The sequence below is a fragment of the Fulvivirga sp. AWR4_260 genome, from assembly GCF_056158185.1.
On the sequence record NZ_JBSWSU010000015.1, the window covers coordinates 1,034,028 to 1,050,675 of the forward strand.

The following is a 16,648-nucleotide window of genomic DNA, read 5'->3' on the forward strand; positions in this document are numbered from 1 at the left end:
AAGTTTAGTTTTAAATAAAAAAAATTCAATATTAAAATGTAATAAAAGGTAGTGTATTTGGTCATTTGTTGATTGGAGTCAACTTTGTTGAATAAAATATTTAATTGGTTGTAACATTTATTATGCCAAGTCGTCCTCCTTATGAATCATGGATACAGAAGTTTTTAAAAATCGAATTCTTCCTATAAAGAATAAGTTGTATCGTTTTGCTTTTCAGTTTCTTAAAAGTGAACCTGAAGCGCAGGATGTGGTACAGGATGTCTTTATAAAACTCTGGAATAAGAGGGGGGAATTGGATCAACTTCAAAGTGTAGAGGCATATAGTATGACGCTCATTAGAAACCTTTCCTTGGATAGGTTGAAGGCGAAAAGGGTTAAGATAACAGATTCTATTAAGGAGGATTTTGATGTAAGTTCTGGTGAAAATTATACTCCTTATAGTGTGGCAGAGAGGCAGGATGCGATGAATAAGGTGGGATATTTTATTGATCAATTACCTGATAAACAGAGGCAGGTGATTCTCCTAAGGGATGTGGAAGGATATAGTTATAAGGAGATAGGTGAAGCGCTTGAAATGGATATGAGTCAAGTGAAGATAAATTTATTTAGAGCACGAAAATCAGTGAAGGAAAAATTATTAAATATCAACGCGTATGGACTTAGCTAAGATAGACGAGTTGTTAGAAAAATATTGGAATGGGGAGTCTACTGTTGAGGAGGAGCAGGCATTGAAATGCTTTTTCAATGAGAATGAAGTACCGCCAAAGTACAAGGATGTAGCCCCTTTATTTCAGTACTACAATTATGCGGAAGCGGAGCTGAAATTAAGTGACGATTTCGATGAGCTAGTTTTGGGGCAAGTAAAGAAGGAGCAGAAAAAGTCCAAAGTTAAATACTTATTTAGTGAGGTATTGAAAGTTGCTGCAGTAATATTGGTTTTGGTTACGGCTGGCTATTTTATGTATCACGATTATGCCATTAAAAAAGATGAAAGGCTTGCTGCGGAGACTTTTGAGAACCCTGAAAGAGCGTTTGAGGAGACAAAAAAAGCGTTATTGTTAATATCAAAAAATATTAATAAAGGAAGAAAAGAGGCGCAGAAGGTGGGTGTGTTTCACGAAGCGCAAAAAAGAATTAAAGAAACAGAAACATTATAATTAATAAGATGAAATCAGTAATAGTGGTGATTGTTGGTCTTTTGATGTCGTTTCAGGTTAGTGGACAAGATGCGATTAGTAAGTTTTTTGAAAAGTATGAGTACGATGATTCTTTTACTCATGTATCAATAACTAGTAGGATGTTTCAGCTATTTACTAACCTAGAAATGGATAGCGAAGAAGATCAGCAAATAATGGACGCAATTAGTAAATTAAAAGGGTTGAAAATCTTAACCAAGGATGCTACATCTCAGGGGAAGCAATTATATAAGGAAGCCTTTACCCTTTTGCCTAAAGGGGAGTATGACGAATTGATGTCTATTCGAGAAGAAGATAGCGACATGAAGTTTCTGATAAAAGAAAGTAATGGTAAAATCAGCGAATTGCTGATGCTAATGGGAGGGGATAACGAGTTTTTTGTGTTGAGTATTTTCGGAGAAATAGACTTGCAGCAGATTGCTAAAATTTCAAAGGCTATGGATATAGAAGGCTTAGAAGGATTGGAGAAATTAAAAGATAAGAAAAAATAGAGGTTAAAGTGGTCAAACTTCTAAGGTCATAAATAATAACAACTACAATTTAACAACAACTCAAAATAAAAGGATTATGAAAAATTTAATAGTGTGTGCGTTAGTGCTGGTTACTACGAGCGTTTTTGCTCAGAGTAAAACAGTTGAGGAATTTCAGGCTAAGTATAAAGATCATCAGGATGCGAAAGTGGTAAGTTTAAATGGTGGGTTATTTCAGCTGTTAGCAAGCATTACTTCGTGGGATGAAAATGATGAAGAAGCGCAAGTGGTGTCAAGAATAGCTTCTAACATTAAATCAATGAAAATACTAGCTATTCCGGTTAAAACTACGGGGTTTGATAAAAAACAAGTGGATAAAATGCGTAAAGAATTGGGCACAGAAAAGTATGAAGAGATGATGACCATGCGTGATGGAGATGAGAAAATATATATGCTTACCCAAGGCACAAAAAATGAAATAAAAAATATGCTCGTATTAATTCAAGATCAGGAAGAGTTTGTGGTGATGAATGTAGATGGAGCTTTGGATATGAAGGATTTGGCATATCTGGCGAAGAATTGTAAAAAATATGATTAATAATATAAGCGAGCTACTGCATTTCATTATGCAGTAGTTTTTTAATATGGTGTACCGATTGATTGTAATTTTATGTGTTTTACCTTTTTTGGTGAATGGACAAAGTAAAACCACTCGTGAGTTCTCAGAGCAACATGATAGTGCTTTTACTCTGTTTTTTTATAACAATACCTTGAAAATGCTAAATCAAAGTCATAGTGCGGAGTTTGATGAACTTGTTGATGGTATTGAAAAAATGAAATTTGTTAGAATAAATAAAGCCGCTGAAAAATTTGATATTAGTTCGAGGAAGGAATTGGTTGGCGCTTATCATAAAGAAGGATTTGAAGATTTGATCAGTTTGAGGCAAGAGGGGTTGGATGTGCAGGTTTATATAAAGGAAGAAGCGGGAGTAACTGAAGGCTTACTTTTTTTAATGTCAGATGATGAAAGCATATCTATTTTTGATATAAAAGGCAGTGTTCCTCTCAATAAAATAGCTAGTTTTATTTCTCAACTACATCGTGCTGAAGATTTTAAGTTTAACTAAATTGATGATCTTTCAGCTTAACTATAGAATAACAATAATTTGAATACAGTATTAGAAACCCGAGGATTAACCAAGGTGTATGGTCGAGTAACGGCCGTAAATAACCTTAACCTTAAAATAGAAGAAGGTAGTGTGTTTGGTATTTTAGGTCCCAATGGCAGTGGTAAAACCACTACTTTGGGGATGATTCTCGATGTTATTAACAAAACAAGAGGAGATTTTTATTGGTTTAATTTACCATCATCTAAAGAAAATAGGAAAGAAATCGGGGCTATTTTGGAGACGCCTATTTTCTATCCCTACATGTCTGCGGCTAAAAATCTGGAAATAGTGGCTGATATTAAAGGTGTGTCTTATGATAGGATAGAAGCTGTCTTAAAAATGGTAAACCTTTATGAAAGAAAAAACGATGATTTTAGTACCTATTCTTTGGGGATGAAACAGAGGCTTTCTCTCGCGTCTGCTCTTCTTTGCGATCCCAAGGTTTTGGTTTTGGATGAGCCCACTAATGGCTTAGACCCCCAAGGTATTGCCGAGATAAGAAGCTTAATAACAGATATTGCCAAAAGAGGTAAAACTATAATTTTAGCTAGCCATTTATTGGATGAAGTACAAAAGGTATGTACACATTTTTGTGTGATGAAATCGGGCAATTTACTTCATTCTGGCCGTGTAGATGAGATGAATGAAAATACTATTTCCGTAGAGGTTGCTTCAGCAGATATGAATCGTTTACGAGAGGTAGTTGTTGATTGTCCAGGTTTTGTAAGGGTGGAAGATGCAGAGCATGTTTTGACTGTGGTGATTAGTAAGGATGTAGCACCTCAAAATTTAAATACCTTCTTGTTTGAGCAAGGAGTAGTGGTAAACCACCTAATGGTGATCAAGAAAAGTCTTGAGAAACAATTTTTACAACTTTTAGCGGAATCTGACAATGCTTAACTTATTAAAGATAGACCTTAAAAAGCAACGTAATTATAAAGCGTTTTGGGTGCTGAGTGCTATATATGCTTTTTTGATTATGAGTATACCGGCCACTGTTTTAAAAATTTTACAGATGGTGAAAATTGGTGGAGGTAACTTTGATAAGTTCGATCCTATGCTCATTCCTGTATTGCACTTTCCTGATATCTGGCAAAATGTTACCTATGTCTATGGCTTTGTTAAAATATTTTTAGCCATCATAGTCATTATGTCCGTATCTAATGAGTTTAGTTATAAAACAGTAAGGCAGAATGTAATTGATGGTTTTAGTCGAGTAGACTTTATGAAGTCTAAGCTCTTCACAATTGTATTTTTGAGTTTATGCTCAACTTTTTTGGTTTTTTTTACTGGCTTAGTAACCGGCATGGTGTCATCTCCTGAGTTTGAACTAGCGCGTAGTTTCGGTGGAGTTGAGTTTGTGCTTGCTTATTTTTTAGAGTTGTTAACTTATTTAACCTTAGCCTTTTTGATTACTTTATTGGTGAAAAGGGCTGCATTGGCCATTTTTACTATGCTATTGCTAACTCCAATTGAAGGGATTTTAGATTTTTTAATTATTCGAGGTCCTTTAGAGTCACTTTCGCCTTACTTGCCTATGAATGCAATGGATGCATTAATTCCTTTTCCGTTTTCAAAATATTGGTTTCAGGAAATACAAGACTATGTTGCTATGTCTTCTGTAGCTTTGGTTTTGGCGTATTTATGTCTCTTCATTTACCTTATTTATTATAAGCTGAAAACTACTGACTTGTAAATTCGAATATATATTTTTTAATATCCTTTTAATTCCATTAGTATATTAATACTTTCGAGTCACTGTTGAGCTCTAAATACTGAGGTGAATAATGGCTGCGCATGAAATTATTAAAAAATATAAAGATGCTATAATAGAACGATGGCTCGATGAGGTCATTGCTGAGCTTCCTGCATCTTCAAATAAGAAAAGGCCTGTTGTCAAAGATGATATTCCTGAATTATTAAATCAGTTAATTAATAAGCTTGCTTATGGACAGGACGATGTAAGTAATTTTAATGAGCTACATGGAGTATTACGGGCTAAGCAAGAAAATTATTCTTTGGTAGATGTGCTGCGTGAGTATCGCTTGCTGAAGAGGGTAGTTATTAGATGGGTAGACTTAAAAGAAGTCTTGACTATTGAAAGTAGAAACTTGATTCTTGACTTTTTTGATAATGCCACAGAAAAGGCTGCTCAGTCATTTTTTGAAGAGAAGAATCAGGTGCAAGTGAAGGCCAGGATTGAAGCAGAAAGTAGAGTAGGTAAGTTAGAAAGTGATAATGATTTACGTACGCATTTTATAGAAGGCCTAACTCATGATTTGAAAAATCCTTTAACCAATATGAAATTGGCGTTGGAATACTTGGAGGCATCAGAGCAATTTAAGGAGAGGAAATTACTGCATTTAATAACAAAAAATATGGCTAAAACTGAAATTTTAGTCAATAGTTTGTTAAATATTCAATTGGTCAATGCAGGGGCAAGCTTTCCGATAAAAATAGCTTCATGTGATCTTGTAGATGCACTTTCTAGTTTGGTTAATGATAATAGGCTAGGAGAGTATGTTAATGTGAATTATGATTTTGTTGAAAATAATATACAAGGTTATTGGGATGAACAGGCCATAAGACGAGCTGTAGATAATTTGGTGCAAAATGCTATTCGATATGGAGATAGTCAGAAGCCAATTACAGTTAGTGCCCGGAGGTATGATGATATTACACATATATCTGTACATAATTATGGCAGAGCAATACCATTTGAGGAGCAGGTGAAGATATTTACTCGGTTATATCAAGTAGATGGTAAAAATGGGGGTAGTGGTTTAGGACTATATTTGGTAAAAGAGATAGCAGAAGCACACTATGGAAAAGTGCAGCTAGAAAGTTCTGAAGAGGCAGGTACTACATTTATAATATCTATGCCTAATGATATAAGGCAGTATGCCGAGCGCAATAATGTGATAAGTTAATTGCAGCATCATTTTTGATTTAAATATCAGATGTAAATTAAAAATGATGATATGAATAAGGCACTTAAAATAGCTCTTACCTTAGGGAGCATGGCAGGAATGCGGAGTATGACCGCACCAGCAACATTATCCAATTACTTTGTTAAAAATAAAACAGCTGGAGAAAGTAAAGCTGCTCAAATCTTGAGTAGCCCAGCAATGATTATAGCTACTAATTTGATGGCATTAGGCGAATTAGTTGTTGATAAATCGCCTCAAATTCCTGCTAGAATTACCCCGATAGCTTTGGTAGGAAGGGCAGCTTCAGGGGCTATTTCTGGTGCTGCTATTTATAAGCATGAAAATAGAAAGCCATGGAGTGGAGCTTTAATTGGAGGTGCAGTTGCTGTGGTATCAACTTTTGTTACTTATTACTTAAGAAGGAAGCTTAAAGAAGCGCCTTACCTCGATAATACTACAAGCGGGATTATAGAAGATGTGGCCGTGGTAGGAAGTGGTGCTACTATGGCACTCAGCGTGTAAAGGATTAAAGCTGGCGAACTATCTAAAGTTGTTTAATGATTTGATTTACTTTTAAATGCTTTCACGCCAGCTTTTACTTTTGTTTTTACTCTGTTTTGCCTAGGCACTAAAGGGCACGAAAAGCGAGAACTATAGGCGCAATAAGGGTTGTACGCTTTGTTAAAATCTATAATTATTGTTTTCCCTTCCGGAATGGATAAGTCAAGGTAGCGGCCGCCTCCGTATGTTTCTTCTCCATTACTATAATCCGTAAAAGGTAAAAATAGGTGATTTTTGTATTCTTCTGTTCGCCTTAAATCATGGCTTTGGAAAATATCAAGTTTAACTTCTATTGAGTCAAGGGAAAACCTTACTTCACCATATTTTTCATAAACCGGTTTTCGATCGGTAGAAGTGGCCATTTTAAAAGGCTTTTGGTTAGGGGTTCGTGTAAACTCAGCAGTAATGTAATATGCTGTGTCAATATCAAAAAAAGCTAAGCCTTTAAACTTCCGCCTGTCTTTTTTGTCTAATGGACTAGTAGATTTATTGCTAAATTCCTCATTAAGCTCCGATTGAAATGCTTTTATTTCTACAATTTTATTCTGAGCGTATATGCTTGATTGAAAGCTTAATATAGAAATTAATAATAGTATAAATCTCATGTCTGCATCTTTAAAATTATGCTGCTAAGGTAATTAAACTTGCTAGTTTAGTGCGGCTTGCTTGTATATTTCTCTTGGTAGGCTACAGGTGGGAAGGGTATATGATTGAGAGAAGGAATAGTTACCAATTAATTGGTAACTATTATGCCTATTGAAATTTCCAATCCAGTAAAATCTACTTTGGCGTTGTCCCAGTTTACTTCTTTGGTTTGTAATGGACCAGCCATATTTCCTCCAACATAATTGCCCTTTAAGCCAAAGCCGGCATCTCCAATAAAATAATTAGCTTCTAGGCTTAGGCCCCACCTTCTGGTTACATAAACCACATATTCAGCTCCTCCGTATATTCCAAGCCCTAAACCATGGTTGTACGTAAAATGAGAGTTGGCTACATCCCAATTTTCTGCTTTTCTTATGGCTTTATCCATATTGCCATAGTCTAGCTTGTTGTCGAAGCCATAAAAACCAAAGCCACCAGCTTTAAAACGCAATTCTTGTTTATTTCCAACAAATTGAAGGGCCAATTCAAGTGGTATCATGAGTGTGAAATTGGGGCCAAGTAGCGGGTCTTTGCTTTCAAATGCATCAATATCTTTGATGTTTAGCCCACTCATTCTATATAATGAAAAACCCGTTTGTAAAGCAAAATACTTATTTAGATCAATACCAACGCCTCTTACTGAAAATGGACTTATAGGAGTTGATAGATAACCATTTTTAGGTAGGAAATAAGAAAATGAAAGGCCTACTTCCTGAGCCTTTAGGTTAGTTAATGAGAAAAAAAAGATAAGGAAAAGGAATGGTAAAATACGCTTTATTAATGGGCTCATTATAGTTGGTTGTATTGGTATATATAATTTGTTTGAGTTATTAATTGAAGAACCAATATAAGATTTCTTTAACATCATTTTCTAATCTATTTCAGATTTCATGAGCATGAAAGTGTATTTGTTATTTATCGCCATGAGTAGTAAATGTTTATATTCTTAATGTTTGATTCACTACTTTAGAGTGAATTTTCAAATGCAAGTAATTAAAATCTTTAGAAGAGGCTAATCCATTGACTTATGAATAGACTATTTTATTTCACCTTATTGTTTTTCTGTTTGATATTCTCATGTTCTCAAGAGAAGAAAGAACCATCTGCTGATAAGGTGATTTATGGAGGTGTAATATATACTGTAAATAAAAATAACGATCAGGTAGAAGCAGTAGCCATTAGAGACGGGCGAATAATAGCTGCCGGAAGAAAAAGTGAGATAGATCATTTGGTGGGAGATAGTACCACATTAATTGATTTAAATGGAGCTACCATGACACCTGGTTTTATAGAAGGGCACGGGCACTTTATGGGGCTGGGATTTAATGAGCTTACACTGAACCTGCAAGATGTAAAAAGTTATGATGAGTTAGTGGCAAAAGTGCAAAGTGCTGTGACCAAGGCTAAGCCTGGAGAGTGGATAATTGGTAGAGGGTGGCATCAAAGTAAGTGGGATAAAATGCCGGAAAATATAGTAAAGGGCTTTCAGACTCATGAAAAGCTGAGTGCAGTTTCGCCAGATAATCCTGTCTATTTAACTCACGCTAGTAGTCATGCGGGGTTTGCAAATCAAAAAGCTATGGAAATAGCCGGTGTTACGGCATTGTCTAAAGAGTCAATGTCGGCACATGAAGTTGAGGGAGGTGAAGTAATTAGAGATGAGGTAGGTAATCCGACAGGTATTTTCAATGAAACGGCCATGAATTTGATTACTCAGCATATACCCGATCCTACAGTGGAAATGAATTTTAAGGCATTTGAGTTGGCTCAGCAAGCGTGTTTTAAAAATGGTATCACTAGTTTTCACGATGCCGGGATAGATAGTTTAACATTGAAACTGTACCATGCAGTAAAAGATAAGCGTCAGTTGCAAATAAGAATGTATGCTATGCTTTCGGGTAGGCAACCAGAATTGCTGGAAGAGTGGTATAAAAAAGGACCAGAAATTGATACGGTAGACAACCTTTTAACTATCCGTTCCGTGAAATTACATTGTGATGGAGCTTTAGGTTCGCGTGGAGCATGGTTGTTAGATGAATATACCGACCGAGCGGGGCATTATGGCATGGCGACTATTCCTATGGCATATGTAAAATCCACGGTGGATAAATCATTACAATCGGGTTTTCAAGTTTGTGCTCATGCCATCGGAGATAGAGCTAATCACGAAGTGTTAAATATTTATGATAGCGCATTTCAAGCATATCCTAAAAAGTCTAAAGATTCTAGGTTTAGGATAGAGCATGCTCAGCATTTAGCGCCTAACGATATTGGTAGGTTTGCTCACTTGGGAGTTATTCCATCAATGCAGGCTATTCACATGTCTTCAGATAGGCCGTGGGCTATAGAAAGATTAGGAGAAAAGAGGATTAAAGAAGGTGCCTATATGTGGCACGATTTAATCTCTTCAGGTGCTGTTTTAATGAATGGTACAGATGTGCCGGTAGAGCCAGTAAATCCTATCCCTTGCTTTTATGCGAGTGTAAGTAGAAAGACTTTGAAAGGGGAGCCCGAGCAGGGATTTGAACCAAAGCAAAAAATGACAAGAGAGGAGGCCTTAAGGTCTTATACCATTAATAATGCTTATGGTGCATTTGAAGAAAATGTGAAGGGAACAATAGAGGTGGGTAAGTTGGCCGACTTTACTATTTTTTCAGAAGATTTGCTAACGGTGCCTGAGTCAGAAATATTAAATATAGAGGTTTTAAAAACTATTGTAAACGGAGAAGTAGTTTACGAAAAAGAACAGTAAAGAATTATGAAAAAGTGGAGTATTAATGATTACTCAAAAGCATTAGTAGTCATTTGTGCCTTTGGTTTGTTAATTAGCTGTAACAAAGTTGGTAATACTGGAAATCAAGGAAGTGATACTACAAGCACCTCAGGTGATGATGCAAGAAAGGAAGCTCCTTTGGCCAGTCCAAGGCTACAGGCTGAAGGGAAATCTGATGGGGTGAAAGTAACTGTAGATTATGGATCTCCAGGGGTGAAAGGTAGAAAAATTTGGGGTGGTTTAGAGAGCTATGGAGAAGTGTGGCGAGCAGGCGCCAACGAAACTACGGCATTTACTTTTCATCATGATGTTACCATTGGTGGCGTGAAAGTGGAGGCAGGAACGTACGGTTTTTATTTGATTTTAAACGAAAACGATAAATGGACTGCCATCATCAATGCTGACTGGAGTAAGGAAAAACATTCAGCTTGGGGTGCATATAATTACAAAAAAAGTCATGATGTAGTAAGGGTGGAGTTGCAACCACAATGGGTGGTAGACAATCAGGAAAGGTTAAAGTATGAAGTAACCAAAGAAGGAATTCTATTGGCCTGGGAAAAGATGAGGCTATTGTTGCCCATAAAGCGGGCTACAGCGAAATAAAAAAAAGGCCGGAGTTAAATCCGGCCTTTTTTTATTTTAAATATTTTTGAGCTTTTTTACGTAGTAAGTCTCTGTCAGCCGTTATCGAGGGGTCACTAAATATTTTAGATGACAATTCAGCAATAACTCCTTTTTTATAGCCAAGTCTTTCAGCTATCTCTTGGCAAAATACGATTTCACTTTTGAATACCTGTCCATCAACTTTCATCAATTGAACAATGTGATATAAGTGCTCGAATTTCTGATCTTCAGTTAAGGTACTTAGATCTCCTATTGCTCTATTAGGATTTTTAAGCATCTCATCAATCTCTTCTTTTGATACTCCATTTGACTGGCCAATAACGTGAATAAGTTGAGCTTCTTTATCGGCTACATGGTTATCACTTGCAGCAAGTTGAACGAGTACGTTTAATCTATCCTTTACCATTGTTTGAAAAAAATTTTGTTGTCCCAGTTAATGAGCTAAAGTTATAAAATTATTGCCTTACCAATATAGGTAAAATAATCTTATTTATTACAGGCTAATTATAAATGACGTATTTAAAATCTTTAAGTGTAGTAATGCAGCTTTAAACATAATTTGTCAAATGAATTTAAGTGATAGCTTATGGTTGCTGCATTGATGAATATTGTATTATTTTGGTGTGTATATATTAATTGAAGGCTTTTAATTGCATTTGTGCAACCTTTAATATATTCACCTGTCTTTAACACGAACATTAAAAACAATAATATGCGTATCGTACAATTACTAATATTACCGTTGCTGATAGGGCTCAACTGGGGCGTGGCTAATGCACAGAGCATGGTAGAAAGGAAGTTAGATAGTTTCGATGAGCTGAGGGTAGGTCAAGGAATAACGGTATATCTTAAGGCTGGTGATAGTGAAAGAGTGAAAATAGAGTATAAAAATATGGATCCTGATCGCCTGATTACAGAAGTCTCAGGCAGCACTCTGCGTATTAGCTATGCCAAAGGAAATTATTCTAATACGCAAGTTAAGGTATATGTTACCTATAAGAAGTTAACAGAGATAGATGCTAACTCTGCCGCAAGTATTTATACAGAAAATAAGATAAAGGGCGGATCGCTAGAGGTTCATGTGTCGAGTGCAGCAAATGTGGAGTTAGATGTTGAAATGAATAGTTTTGAGGCCGAGGTATCAAGCTCAGGAGATTTGGAAGTAAGAGGGGATGCAGCAAAAGTAGGGCTCTTTGCCAATAGCGCAGGGAGTATTGATGCCTATGACCTGAAGGGAGAAAAGGTAGAGGTGAAAGCTAGCAGTGCTGGTAGCATCAAGGCTTTTGCCAGTAATGAGATAAATGCTAATGCTTCTAGTGGTGGCAGTGTAAGATACAAAGGAACTCCTCAAAAATCACAAGCTAATTCAAGTAGTGGAGGGTCGGTAAGACGAGTAAACTAAAGTAAACATAACTATAAAAGGCCTGGCTATTTGCCAGGCTTTTTTTTATAATGAAGTTTTAAGTCTCTCTTCTTGTAAATTTAGCTCTAAATTAAGAACAGCATCATTGAAGTGCTTCATGTATGAAGCGTCAACAGATTTATTCATTGCTTTTCTTATATTCCAAGTCGTTTTTTTTAGTGCAAAATTAATCATAAGAAAAATTCTTTGTAAACGAAAAAATAGTTCAGTTACCTATATAGACAACCCTTTTTTGCAATACGTTGCTTCGTTTAACGTAAATTTTAAAGTTAAAGTGCAAATATCTCGATTACCGGCCATATATGAAGCTAATTCGTATTTATTTTATGGTCAGTGGTACTTCTTTTTAGCACGTAAAACTCTACATCTTTATTGTCAGGGTTTTGTAACTCCATTTCAATACGAAATTGAAAAACAAATGTTTTGAAAAAATAAAAATTTAATTCTGTTATAAAAGTATTTTGATAAGGTGAAAATCGAAGATAAATTCATAATAGATTCACTAAAATCATGTATACTATGAAAGAAATTTTATTTAAACTTTTTATTTTTTGTAGTTTTTTTGTTTCTAATTATGGCTACTCAAAAATCATTACCGAAAACATTATTCATCCAGAGGTTTTTGGAGCAATAGCTGGAGATAATCAGGACGATTATGCAGCAATACAGCAAGCGCTAGATAGCGCAGCTCTCGTTGGAGGAACCGTACAGTTGGGTACTGGTGTCTATTTAACTACTAATACATTATCAGTTACAGCAGGCGTAACATTGAGGGGAGAGGGGCGTGGTGCTAGCGCTACCAATACACCTTCTACCGGTACTATAATTAAAAATATAGGTATTCATACCACCATTAAGGTTACTGGGCACAATGTGGTGGTAGAAAATATGGTTATTTATGACTCTGACAATGAGGGGGCTGCCGGAGGTATTGCTTTGGTGGGTGATGGAAGCATTGTGGAAAGTGCCGTATTACGTCAAGTCTTAATCTTTGGATTTACAGACGGAGACGCTTTATTGCTAGAAGCCAAAAATAGCGGGGGTGTTACATATTGTTCATTTTATGATGTAAGAATCAGGCATGCTAAAGTAGGCATTAAAATTAAGGAGCAGAGTGGCTCATTTGTTAACTCAAATAGTTTTTACCATGGAGCTATTTCAGGTGGAGGGTTTGATTATTGCTTAAAAGTGGAAGGGGGTAACAGTAATATTTTTAATGGTATTGTTATGGAGCCATACACTTCTAATTATGGTCATCTGGTGGTAGATGCAGGACAGGTAATAGGTATTACTATAAGGATTGAAGGGGCGCAGCAACCTAGCGATATACCCCTGATAGAGTTTAAAGAAGGCACTTTCAATTCTATATTAGCAGGGACCTACTCTGGAGGCTTAACCATTGACGATGGTGATAATTATATAGATTTGACTAGTGGTAAGTCTATTGATTTTAAAAATGCTAATAACAATCTGTTTAAAAATGCGGCTTTTAAAAATGTAACTAATAATACCATTCCACTGTGGGAAATTTCCGGATCAGGCGTAACAATAGAAAGTAACGCCCCTGAGTTTTTGCCAGAGTATAACGTGGTTAAAATTAATATTCCTCAGGGTGTTTCGGGGTATATACGACCAGCAGCTGCCTATTTACCTAAAGCTATGGCTCCTTCAAAGTACGATCATGTTAATTTTGGAGCAATTGTGAAGGCCTCTATCCCAAATTTAATTACAGCCACCTGCAAGGCGCCAGCAGGGATAGTAACCAGTAGCTATCACCCTGGTGACGGTGATTGGCATACCGTAGGCATGACAAGTGCAGTAGACAAAACTACTTCTTACGATCCTAAATTCATTTTTAATAACACCAGTGGTGCTGCCACTACAATATATATTACTACACCAGCATTGAATTTTGGGTATTCTCCCTTAGAAATAGAGTCTTACCTTTCTACAGCAGGTGGGGTGTTGTATGGTACACTTACTACAGGTATCTCTTCTCACAGCACTCAGTCTAGCGGTTTTTTGGTGTTGCCAAAAAATGCCAACGTATTTGAAATTTCAGGAACTAATACCATTATGAGAATAAACCATGGTACGGGCGATAGATTTCTGAAAGGTACAGTGATTACGCTGATATTTAATGATGCCAGTACCTCGGTGATTAACAGCGGATATATTAGGCTAAAAGCTGGCTTTACTTCTATTCAAAATAGCTCGCTTACCCTTGTTGCAATGGGAGATGGCACTTGGCGGGAGATAAGTAGGAATAATTAAAAATATGATATTTGTAATATATAATTAATATATTTTACCTTTATTTGAGGCGTTATAATTATTTTTTTACCTTCTTTAAGTTTTTTGTTTATGAATGATCTTCTGAATAGAAATTTATTCTTCGTGAAAGAACATGTAGGCATGTTCAAAGCTGCTAACAATTATGATATTTTCGATCCGCATACTCAGGAGAAAATCATGGAATGCAGAGAGGATAATTTAGGCTTTTTTACAAAAATGTTCCGTTTCACAGATTATAAAAGGATGACTCCTTTTCATGTTGAGATTAGAAGTGTAACCGGAGAAAAATTATTAACAGTAAAAAGAGGAGTAACTTTTTTTCTATCAGAAGTGGAAGTGCTAGACGGTAACGACCAGCTAGTGGGCAAGTTTAAGCAAAAGTTATTTTCAATAGGAGGTAAATTTAACATTTACGATAATAATGAAAATTCATTATGTCAGTTGAAAGGTAAGTGGACGAGTTGGGATTTTAAGTTTGTAAAGGATAATTTCGAGTTTGCTCGAGTATCTAAAAAATGGGCCGGTTTTGGTAAAGAGTTATTTACTACGGCTGATAATTATATGCTTGAGATTGGAGATAAAGTACCTTTAGATCACCCCTTAAGAATGCTGATTTTGGCCGCGGTAATGTGTATCGATATGGTTTTAAAAGAGTAATCCTTATTAGTTAAAAGTTCTGAAAGATGTCTTTCGGCAATAAAAAAGGCGAGTCTATACTCGCCTTTTTACTTTTTGTGCTTTAGATTTTTTCTACTTTTATCGAAGAAATGACATCATTGTAATCATAGTCTACCAAACATCCAATATCAAAAGATGCAGAAGCAGCATTGCCGCTAAAGTTATCATCAGTATAAATGATAATTCTATAGCCACTCTGTACTCTAAAAGAACTGATATCATCATTAACCGTACCTTTGGCCATCATCTGACCTAAGTTATAGGTACCTACACCATAAGTTTGAGCTGCACCTGTATAGTTACAGTCAGCATATACTGTAACAGGGCCATTACTGCCTCCTTCTGGGTATAAAGATTGAACAGCAACTTGATCATAATAAGTAAATCCACTCCAAGGAAGTACCCATGAATTCATTACTGAATTTTCATCGGTTTCGGGGGTTCCGGGTATAGTGCTACCATCAGTTTGGTTAGTGTGCAATAAACCAAAGTTATGACCCATTTCATGCGCCATGGCAAATATCTTTTGGCCAGCTTCAAGATCATTGAAATAGGTATTGATTTCTAATGAGCCTCCAGGTGTTCCGTTAGCACCAGGTAGTGTAGCGCGAGCTATCCAGTTAGCTCCATTGTCTGTTCCCATTTTAACCTGAACATTGGCATTGCCACTGTTAGATACCTGAGAGATGTAAAGCTTTGTACCATTAACAGCATTCCAAGCATTGATGGCTTGGGTTATAGCGGTTCTCCAACTTTGAGGAACACTACCATTGATGAAGTATTTAATGTTGCCAACATAAGCGTCTCCTACAACATAAGTGTATCGCTTTTGTAGTTCCCGGGCGTTGGTAGTGCCTTCAAAATCATCTCTTTTCATGTAGTTTTCTACTTCATTTTTAGAGATTTGTAAGTCTTCATCAATAGTGAATAACCCAGTTTTAGCGTTAAAAGTAATCTCTTCTTTCTCAAAACCGGTGCTTTCAAGAAAAGCTACATGCTTATTTAATGATGTAGGAATACTTTCTGAATCTGGGGCAAGATTCTCTTCTTCCTGACTACATGCTCCGGCAAATAGTACGCATGCGGCTAATGACATAGTCTTAAGATTTTTCTTAAAACTGCTGTGTTTTAAAAATTCCATAATTAGGGTTTATGTTGGTTATAAATTTATTGTATTAATAATTTAACAACTTTAATGATAATATCCGCGCACATGTAATACTAAATCGTTAAAGCGTAGTTTATTAAGTTGAATTAATCTAATATCGAAATCGATTGTGAAATGGATGAAATGAAGGTTTTTGAGTTTATATTTAAATTAAACATTATTTTACTGGACAAGTTGATTTGCTTCTTTGTAAAAAGGGAATTATATAATTTTGGAGCGAATAGAAATCGATGAAGATGACAGAGCGAGATATTAAATTTATGAAAAGAGCTATTGAATTGGCTCAGACCGGTATGAATAACGGACATGGAGGTCCATTTGGAGCTGTAGTGGTTAAAGGGGATGAGATAATAGCAGAAGGCTATAATGTGGTAACTTCTACTAATGATCCTACGGCCCATGCAGAAGTTACAGCCATTAGAAGGGCATGTGAAAAATTAGGAAGTTTTCAACTGGAAGGTTGTTCTATTTATACGTCATGTGAGCCATGCCCTATGTGTTTAGGGGCTATTTACTGGGCTAGGCCAGATCAGGTATTTTATGCATGCAATAGGCAAGATGCCGGAAATATAGGATTTGATGACCAATTTATATACGATGAATTAGCCGGAGATATGAATGATCGTAAAATCAAGTTTATTCAAGTGGCAAGAGATGAGGCACTGCCTGTTTTTGATAATTGGCAGAAAAAAATAAATAAAATTGAATATTAACAG

Annotated in this window: 19 protein-coding genes; 15 read left to right on the forward strand and 4 right to left on the reverse strand. The window is 36.0% G+C overall.

The genetic code is table 11. From position 1 onward, the window contains the following. Nucleotides 1-148: 148 nt before the first annotated feature. The 9 genes from ACXACQ_RS10900 to ACXACQ_RS10940 all read left to right on the forward strand — a co-directional run bounded on the left by ACXACQ_RS10900 (nucleotide 149) and on the right by ACXACQ_RS10940 (nucleotide 6,287). On the forward strand, nucleotides 149-667 hold the full coding sequence (locus ACXACQ_RS10900) for an RNA polymerase sigma factor (protein ID WP_474975976.1): 519 nt from the start codon (nucleotides 149-151) through the stop codon (nucleotides 665-667). Beyond that, on the forward strand, nucleotides 654-1,157 hold the full coding sequence (locus tag ACXACQ_RS10905) for a hypothetical protein (protein WP_474975977.1): 504 nt from the start codon (nucleotides 654-656) through the stop codon (nucleotides 1,155-1,157). The genes ACXACQ_RS10900 and ACXACQ_RS10905 overlap by 14 nt, the downstream gene beginning before the upstream one ends. Nucleotides 1,158-1,165: 8 nt before the next feature. Continuing rightward, nucleotides 1,166-1,687, forward strand: coding sequence for a DUF4252 domain-containing protein (locus tag ACXACQ_RS10910; RefSeq protein WP_474975978.1), 522 nt, complete (start codon nucleotides 1,166-1,168; stop codon nucleotides 1,685-1,687). 76 nt (nucleotides 1,688-1,763) lie between these two features. Beyond that, nucleotides 1,764-2,264 (forward strand): DUF4252 domain-containing protein, encoded by a 501-nt coding sequence (locus tag ACXACQ_RS10915; RefSeq protein ID WP_474975979.1) that lies wholly within the window; start codon nucleotides 1,764-1,766, stop codon nucleotides 2,262-2,264. A gap of 58 nt (nucleotides 2,265-2,322) precedes the next feature. Beyond that, nucleotides 2,323-2,793 (forward strand): DUF4252 domain-containing protein, encoded by a 471-nt coding sequence (locus ACXACQ_RS10920; protein ID WP_474975980.1) that lies wholly within the window; start codon nucleotides 2,323-2,325, stop codon nucleotides 2,791-2,793. A 39-nt stretch (nucleotides 2,794-2,832) separates the two neighbouring features. Beyond that, nucleotides 2,833-3,735 (forward strand): ABC transporter ATP-binding protein, encoded by a 903-nt coding sequence (locus ACXACQ_RS10925; protein ID WP_474975981.1) that lies wholly within the window; start codon nucleotides 2,833-2,835, stop codon nucleotides 3,733-3,735. Beyond that, entirely contained in the window at nucleotides 3,728-4,531 is an 804-nt protein-coding gene (locus ACXACQ_RS10930) for a hypothetical protein (protein ID WP_474975982.1), read from the forward strand. The genes ACXACQ_RS10925 and ACXACQ_RS10930 overlap by 8 nt, the downstream gene beginning before the upstream one ends. A 91-nt stretch (nucleotides 4,532-4,622) precedes the next feature. Further along, entirely contained in the window at nucleotides 4,623-5,765 is a 1,143-nt protein-coding gene (locus ACXACQ_RS10935) for an ATP-binding protein (protein WP_474975983.1), read from the forward strand. A gap of 51 nt (nucleotides 5,766-5,816) precedes the next feature. Next, nucleotides 5,817-6,287 (forward strand): DUF4126 family protein, encoded by a 471-nt coding sequence (locus ACXACQ_RS10940; protein ID WP_474975984.1) that lies wholly within the window; start codon nucleotides 5,817-5,819, stop codon nucleotides 6,285-6,287. Between the two features lie 32 nt (nucleotides 6,288-6,319). Here the strand turns inward: ACXACQ_RS10940 and ACXACQ_RS10945 are convergent, their stop codons facing one another. Both ACXACQ_RS10945 and ACXACQ_RS10950 read right to left on the reverse strand, forming a co-directional pair. Further along, entirely contained in the window at nucleotides 6,320-6,931 is a 612-nt protein-coding gene (locus tag ACXACQ_RS10945; protein ID WP_474975985.1) for a DUF1684 domain-containing protein, read from the reverse strand. A gap of 128 nt (nucleotides 6,932-7,059) precedes the next feature. Further along, on the reverse strand, nucleotides 7,060-7,761 hold the full coding sequence (locus tag ACXACQ_RS10950) for a hypothetical protein (protein ID WP_474975986.1): 702 nt from the start codon (nucleotides 7,759-7,761) through the stop codon (nucleotides 7,060-7,062). Nucleotides 7,762-7,998: 237 nt separating this feature from the next. Between ACXACQ_RS10950 and ACXACQ_RS10955 the strand changes: the two genes are divergently transcribed. Beyond that, nucleotides 7,999-9,723: an amidohydrolase gene (locus ACXACQ_RS10955; protein ID WP_474975987.1), complete on the forward strand. Its 1,725-nt coding sequence runs from the start codon at nucleotides 7,999-8,001 to the stop codon at nucleotides 9,721-9,723. A 6-nt stretch (nucleotides 9,724-9,729) separates the two neighbouring features. Then, nucleotides 9,730-10,347: a DUF2911 domain-containing protein gene (locus ACXACQ_RS10960; protein ID WP_474975988.1), complete on the forward strand. Its 618-nt coding sequence runs from the start codon at nucleotides 9,730-9,732 to the stop codon at nucleotides 10,345-10,347. Between the two features lie 31 nt (nucleotides 10,348-10,378). On the opposite strand, the gene ACXACQ_RS10965 is transcribed toward ACXACQ_RS10960, so the two are convergent. Next, nucleotides 10,379-10,774, reverse strand: coding sequence for a tellurite resistance TerB family protein (locus ACXACQ_RS10965; RefSeq protein WP_474975989.1), 396 nt, complete (start codon nucleotides 10,772-10,774; stop codon nucleotides 10,379-10,381). A 306-nt stretch (nucleotides 10,775-11,080) separates the two neighbouring features. Between ACXACQ_RS10965 and ACXACQ_RS10970 the strand changes: the two genes are divergently transcribed. From ACXACQ_RS10970 to ACXACQ_RS10980, 3 genes are all read left to right on the forward strand, one after another. Further along, entirely contained in the window at nucleotides 11,081-11,770 is a 690-nt protein-coding gene (locus ACXACQ_RS10970) for a head GIN domain-containing protein (RefSeq protein WP_474975990.1), read from the forward strand. Nucleotides 11,771-12,310: 540 nt separating this feature from the next. Then, nucleotides 12,311-14,065: a hypothetical protein gene (locus ACXACQ_RS10975; RefSeq protein ID WP_474975991.1), complete on the forward strand. Its 1,755-nt coding sequence runs from the start codon at nucleotides 12,311-12,313 to the stop codon at nucleotides 14,063-14,065. A 90-nt stretch (nucleotides 14,066-14,155) separates the two neighbouring features. Further along, a complete protein-coding gene (locus tag ACXACQ_RS10980; protein WP_474975992.1) occupies nucleotides 14,156-14,743 on the forward strand; it encodes an LURP-one-related family protein in 588 nt (195 codons plus the stop codon). Nucleotides 14,744-14,825: 82 nt separating this feature from the next. On the opposite strand, the gene ACXACQ_RS10985 is transcribed toward ACXACQ_RS10980, so the two are convergent. Continuing rightward, nucleotides 14,826-15,905: a M57 family metalloprotease gene (locus ACXACQ_RS10985; RefSeq protein ID WP_474975993.1), complete on the reverse strand. Its 1,080-nt coding sequence runs from the start codon at nucleotides 15,903-15,905 to the stop codon at nucleotides 14,826-14,828. Nucleotides 15,906-16,168: 263 nt separating this feature from the next. Between ACXACQ_RS10985 and ACXACQ_RS10990 the strand changes: the two genes are divergently transcribed. After that, complete coding sequence (locus ACXACQ_RS10990; protein WP_474975994.1) at nucleotides 16,169-16,645, forward strand: nucleoside deaminase; 477 nt, start codon at nucleotides 16,169-16,171, stop codon at nucleotides 16,643-16,645. Nucleotides 16,646-16,648 lie beyond the last annotated feature (3 nt).